This is a genomic window from Micromonospora qiuiae (assembly GCF_016863555.1).
In the GTDB taxonomy this organism is placed as follows: domain Bacteria; phylum Actinomycetota; class Actinomycetes; order Mycobacteriales; family Micromonosporaceae; genus Micromonospora; species Micromonospora qiuiae.
In genome coordinates, this window is sequence record NZ_BOPC01000145.1 from 1 (window position 1) to 5,810 (window position 5,810).

Below are 5,810 nucleotides of genomic sequence, written 5' to 3' on the forward strand. Positions count from 1 at the left end.
AAGCCCAGTGGCGGTATGCGCGGCGATACCGACCGACAGGGCATCGGCCTGGTCGGTCTTGCGGCCGTGGCCCGTGGACAGCAGCCGCACGCGGCGGGCCAGCTTCGCGGGCACGTCGACAACGTCCACGCCATCGGTGCCCAGACGGGCGGTCAGCGCGGCGCCGAGGCCAGCTGCGCCTTCGACTGCCCAGGTCGCGTGCGGCCAACGGCCGGCGAAGCGACGCAGTTTCCGATAGCCGCCGCGGTTGACCTCGACACGGATCGCGGCGAGAGGCTGAAGACGGTTGTCGACCGCGACAGCGGTCCAAGACGCCTTGTGGGGATCGATCGCAATGACGACCGGGGTAGGCACTGTGGGCAGGACGGAGGGCACAGATTCTCCTCGCAGGGCCGGGAAAGGGCGTCCGGCGAGGAGGGCAGACCAACTTCGGGCTAGACAGACCTCTCTCGAGCCACTCTCGCCGGCGGTTGCGGCCGGGGCGCAGGCCGTTAGGGGGCCAGCCCGTGGGCGGCAGGTGTTTCCCGAGCGACCCCGACCACAACCTCGAAGATCATGGCTGCAGACCCTGATCTCCGCCACCAATCCAACAAGTTGGAGACCTCTCTGCTGCCAACGCCTTGACACAGAGAGGTGCCAACTTCTGTCGGGAACTGTCGGCCGCCGATTGGATCGCCCGTAGCGACCTGCCGTGGCAGCAGCTTGTGGGCCTCGGCCCTGCGGGCTTCGACGCCTACGCGCGGCTTCGGTTCCTGCCCGATCCGACACGCCCCGGCCAAAGCGAGAACGATGCCGACGCGGGCTGGCGCACCGACCAACTGCCCACCCTTTTCGAAGGGCTGGCAGCCCACCACGACCCCCGAAGATTGCTACTTCTGTGTCTGGGAAGGCTTCGCCGGCACCGACGTCGCAGCCGACGACGACGCCATGTACATCGACGAAGGGAACACCGCCGCCCCGCTCGAGCGGCCCGGCGGCCAGCCGGGCCTGGCGCCCACACCCGCTGCCCCACCATCGATGCCGCAGGTGCCCAAGGTTGTGGTGCCCCACCGCGCGTACTGGTTGTTTCGAGGGCCGTTATCCGACGTCGGCACATGGGACACCGCTGCGGAATGGCCGGGCCAGCATCGTCTCAGCAACGCCGAGCCGGCATTCACCTGGCCCGCTGATCACGCCTGGTGCGTGGCCAAGGACGTCGATCCCCACTGGGCCGGGATCGGCGGGACACGGGCGCTGATCACCCAACTCACCACCGACCCGCGCCTCGACGTGGTCCCCGCCGACCCCACCCAGGACCAGCCGCTCTACCGATAACAGCCCGTGGCCAATTGACGAGTGCTTTTGCGGACCGCTGACGGGGCCTGCGGCTCTCAGGTCGGAACGCACGGATGCCGCGATCCCGGCGCCGACCAGACTCTACTGGTAACGCAGCGTGAGCAGCGGAAGAGAGGCCGCTACGTCCGCAGCCGAAGCGGCAGACAACCCGGCCTGTGTACGTCTGGCGTACCTGGTTCTGCACTGGAACCCGTACGCCGACAAGTCGCCCTGAACAGCGGTTCAGTAACGGAGAGCGGTTGGGCAATCGTCGAGCGGCTGATCGTGGTGGCGCTCCGGGCAGTGCGGTCCAACTGTTGGTGCTGCGTAATTCGCCGGAGGCCGTTTCCGAGCTACCTCGACCGTTTGTGCGTTCGTGGTGATGTGGGGTGGAGCAGGCGGCGGGCAAGTCGGTGGGTTTCCTCGGACGGTTCTTCGTCAATCGTCTGCAGCGCCTGGGTGAGTGCGGTGAGTCGCGTTCGCACGGCTGCCGTGTCGCCGGTCTGGCTGTGGGCGGTCATAGCGAGGCGGGCGATCTCCTCGTTGATGGGGTCGATGGTGCATGCCGCGTCGAGGAGATCGCGGGCGCGGGCGGGATCCGTGTCGGCGACCAGGACGGCAAGGCGGGCATGGATGTTGACGCCGACCTGTCGGCAGGTGTGTTGCGGGCCGTCGGACCATTCGAAGTCGTCGTGGAGCAGGCCACCCCAGTTGCCGACGGCTTCCTCAAGCGCTTCCCGCTGGGCTTGTCGGTCGGTGGTGCGTCCGGCGCGGCTGGTGGCGTCGAGGACTCGCCACCAGTCGATGTCAAGGAGGTTGGGGTCGAGGTAGTAGCGCCCGCCGGGGTTGACCACCGGTTTGAAGGTGTGGGTGTCGTCGCCTGGGTTGAGCCCGGCGGCGGCAGTGAGCCGGTTGCGGAGGTTGGCGACGTTGGTGGAGAGGCGGTCGCGGGCCCGGCGGGGTGTGGCGTCTGGGGTCATGGCGACTTCGATGTCGGCGATGTCGGCGCCGTCGCGGTGGACCGCGAGGTAGGTGAGGAGTTCGTAGCTGGCCCGCCGGACGCCCGTTACCGGGGTCCCGTCGGCGCCGATGATCGCAGGGCTGCCGAGGATCTGGACGCGGACCTTCGGTTGCCTACGGTCTGCCGCTGGTTCTGGCGGCTCGGGGCTGTCGGTTGGCTGCTGGCGGGCAATGTCCGCCTGGTTGGTGTCGGTATCAGCGGTGACGGGCGCTGCGAGGTCGGTGTTGGCACCGGGCTCCGCCGTAGCAACGGCCTGGTCCTGATTCGAATCCGACGAGGGTGGTGGGCTGACGGGGTCGCCGGTGTGTGCCTCTTTGAGGACTGCGAGCAGTTGCAGGGTGGTATCGCTGTCCAGGACGGACAGTTTGGGTCCGGGTTGGGTGTCGCCGTCTGTGGTGGTGCCGTCCGGGGCGACGGTGAGGGTGGCGCCGCGGGGCCAGTCGCCGGCGATGAGGGCGGTGATGCCGAGGGGGTGGCCGAGGTGCAGGGCGGTGGAGAGCCGGGCTCGGATCGCGGTGTCCGGCACATCGGTGATCAGGATGATCGGCGGGAGCGGTTCGTGGTGCGGGTCGGCTTTGTGGAGGTCGTCGAGGTTGGTGACGTCGGCGTCGGTGACGGCGCGGGTGCGGTGAATGATTTGGGCTTCGATATGGGCAAGGGCGTGGTCCAGTCCGGCGGTGACGTGGAGTCGGGGGATGACGCCGACGAGGTTGGTGATGGCGTTGCCGCCGATCAGGTCGGCCAGCGCGGTGGCGGGGATGACGATGTGGCCGCGAGCGTCGGGGTCGTCGCGGCTGCCGGAGGACAGCGTGGCGACGAGCATTGCGCGGATCGCGTCGGGTCCGCCTGGTCCGGTGAGCCCGAGTCCGTCGGCGGGGTGCTCCGGCAGGCCGGCGAGTTGCGGGCCGGACGGGCCGGACGGGGTTGGTGTCGGTGGTGTGCCTTCGGCGATGTCGCGGACGGTGGGCTGCGGAGCTGGTGGGGCGAACAGGTCGGGTGCCTGCTCGCGGGCCACTCGGCGCAGCCGGCTGATGACGGCGGGCAGAGGTTGCAGGGTCGGATCGTTGGCCGGGTCGAGATCGGCGATGGGGTCGTAGCGGGTGCGGCGTCGCAGCCAGACCACGGATGCTGCGGCGGCCAGCGCCGCTGCCAGTCCGATGGGTACCCAACCTCCGGGAAGGCTGACTTCGTGGGTGTCGTCGTTCGGTCGGTTGTCGGCCGTTGGGGAGGCGGCCGGTGTGGTGCTGCTCGGAACCGGTGTGGTCGTCGGGGAGGTCGCAGCGGCAGACGGCGTGGTGGCCGGCGGACGTTCGACCACGGAATCGGGGTCGGGGGCGACCGTCGTCGATGGCACTGCCGTGGACTGCGTGGCGGGTGATGCCGTACCCGGTGTGGCACGAGGTGGGGCGGTGGACATTGGTGCTGGCTGGTTCGGCGTGTGTGGCTGGGTGGGTGATGGCGCGGCAGCACAGTGGTCATGCGGTGGTGGGTTGTCCGGAGTCGACGGGCTGGTCGGAGCCGGCCGGTCGGGCGGGCGCGGTGTGGATGGTGTTTCGGCCTCTGCGGCGGGTAGGTCGAGGGTCCAGCCGGGGCGGATCAGGTTCGGGTCTGTCAGGGTGCCGCCGATCTGGGGGTAGCGGGTGCCGCGGTTGAGGATGTAAATCTCCCGCCACCGGTCCGGGTCGTCGAGGAAGCGGTCGGCGATGGCGGACAGAGTGTCACCCCGACGCACGGTGTACGTCGACCTCGCCGGTTCACCCGACTCCTCGTCTTCGAGAATTCTTTCGGAGGGCTGGGATGGAATGTCGGGTGGGACGGTGTCCGCGCTGGAGGTGGTGTGCGCGACCGCGGGCACGGCGGCGGTGGTGGTGACGGCGGTGGCGCCAAGGAACGCTGCCGTCAGGCCCTGCAGAGGGCTGGGCAAGCGAAGAGCACACCGCCATCGGATCCGACGGGCCAGGTGGTAATAGACGCGCCGGGACACGATGGCGGCGAGCAGTGTCCAGAGTAGCCACGCACTGAACTGGAAAAACGCGGTCACGAAGCCGGTAGTCAGCGGCTGCTGCAGCCACGCCCGCAGCTGCTCCGCTGACGGCGTCGTGATGGAGAGCCAGCCGGTCAGGAACAACGTGACCGGCGGTGCCGCCGCGATCAGGACAGCGCCGCCCGCGGCGACAACGGTTGCAGCAGCAGCTGATCGTGGCATGCCTGGGTCTCCTGCCGTGCGGGTCCTGTGCGGTGGAACCGACGGTAGGTGCGGAGGAGGACGGAAGCGCTGGTGTCAATGCTGACAACACCTCACACGGCCTTACACACCCTTACAACAGCAGGTCACGCCCAGTTCCGTGTCTGTGGGGCACGATGCCGGCGCACGAGATCAGTGCAGAGCCATGCACGCCACCACGCACATGACAAACCACCACCATCGGCAGTACGTCTGGGCAATCGGCAACGGCAGAGACGCTCCGCGCCTGAATCTGAGCTACACCCGGTGACGGCGAGCACAACCCGTCGAGGGGCGCGCGGATCTGCCGATGTGCGCTCACCTGATCCGTCGGAGGTGGTCGCATCGAGACAGTCGTGTCGCCGATCACCGTCGGACCCCAGTCTGACCCAGCGCGACGCCAACAACCGGTACCACCGGATGAACGGCGGCCGCGAGCCAGTAGCCGACGTGCGCGCTGTTCGGGACGTTGCGATAGCGGCGTTGCCCGGCGGTGCAGTGGCCGTTCGTGCTTCCTCCGGCCACCGGAGAGTGCTCGTGTGGCTTTTTCGGGTCTGCCGGTCGCGGGGCGTGGCTCGGGACTGCAAGCGGGCGATGTGAGCGCCCCGGCCGGCGCGGCACCAGCGCCGTTGCACCATAGTCAGATAATCTTTATATTGGCGGTCATGTCGAAGGCCATGCGAGAACCGACGTTCTGGATCCTGACCGCGCTGGTCGATCAACCACGGCACGGGTACGGCGTGATCCAGACGGCCGAGGCGCTCTCCGAAGGCCAGGTCAGGTTGCAGGCCGGCACCCTCTACGCGGCGCTGGACCGTTTAGCCGCCCAAGGACTGGTCGCGATCGACAGAGAGGAGACCGTTGAAGGGCGTCCTCGGCGCTACTACCGCCTCACCGACGGCGGCGCGGCAGCACTCGCTGAGGAGACAGCGCGACTGGCCCACAACGTTCGCACCGCATCGCGGCGGCTGAACGCCTCGCGGCCTGGCCCGGCGTTCGCATGAGCCGCCGCCTCGCCACCCCATATCGCCTGCTGCTGCACGTCTACCCGAAGGGCTCACGTCGCGGAGAACTGGCAGACACGCTGCTCATGGCTGCCGAGGCCGGACACGTCCGGCCCGGCCCTATTGAGACGCTCAACCTGCTTCGGCACGGCATGCGGGCCCGACTCGGTCGCCCACTCAGCAGGGGTGGCACGGCGCCCGACGCCGCCAAGGCGCGCCACCTCGCGGCGCGGCCCGCCGTCAGCGC

At 68.9% G+C, this 5,810-nt stretch carries 4 protein-coding genes and 1 pseudogene; 3 read left to right on the plus strand and 2 right to left on the minus strand.

The genetic code is table 11. The features are described from left to right. A partial coding sequence (locus tag Vqi01_RS29790; protein WP_204038464.1) for an IS110 family transposase occupies positions 1–375 on the minus strand: 375 nt, incomplete at its 3' end. 414 nt (positions 376–789) lie between these two features. Between Vqi01_RS29790 and Vqi01_RS29795 the strand changes: the two genes are divergently transcribed. After that, positions 790–1,314, plus strand: a complete 525-nt coding sequence (locus Vqi01_RS29795) for a hypothetical protein (protein WP_204038465.1) — start codon at positions 790–792, stop codon at positions 1,312–1,314. 353 nt (positions 1,315–1,667) lie between these two features. Here Vqi01_RS29795 and Vqi01_RS29800 read toward each other — a convergent pair whose 3' ends face one another. After that, on the minus strand, positions 1,668–4,541 hold the full coding sequence (locus Vqi01_RS29800; protein ID WP_204038466.1) for an AfsR/SARP family transcriptional regulator: 2,874 nt from the start codon (positions 4,539–4,541) through the stop codon (positions 1,668–1,670). Between the two features lie 683 nt (positions 4,542–5,224). Here Vqi01_RS29800 and Vqi01_RS29805 point away from each other — a divergent pair. Beyond that, positions 5,225–5,563 carry a PadR family transcriptional regulator gene (locus tag Vqi01_RS29805; protein WP_239098772.1) on the plus strand — a complete coding sequence of 113 codons (339 nt, stop codon included), beginning with the start codon at positions 5,225–5,227 and terminating at the stop codon, positions 5,561–5,563. After that, a pseudogene (locus tag Vqi01_RS29810) lies at positions 5,560–5,810 on the plus strand (hypothetical protein); the annotation flags it as partial. The gene Vqi01_RS29805 and the pseudogene Vqi01_RS29810, both read left to right, overlap by 4 nt.

Excerpts from the sequence above, each read along its gene's own strand:
- Vqi01_RS29805 (WP_239098772.1), top strand. The coding sequence starts at position 5,225 with ATGTCGAAGGCCATGCGAGAACCGACGTTCTGGATCCTGACCGCGCTG.
- Vqi01_RS29800 (WP_204038466.1), bottom strand. The coding sequence starts at position 4,541 with ATGCCACGATCAGCTGCTGCTGCAACCGTTGTCGCCGCGGGCGGCGCT.
- Vqi01_RS29795 (WP_204038465.1), top strand. The coding sequence starts at position 790 with ATGCCGACGCGGGCTGGCGCACCGACCAACTGCCCACCCTTTTCGAAG.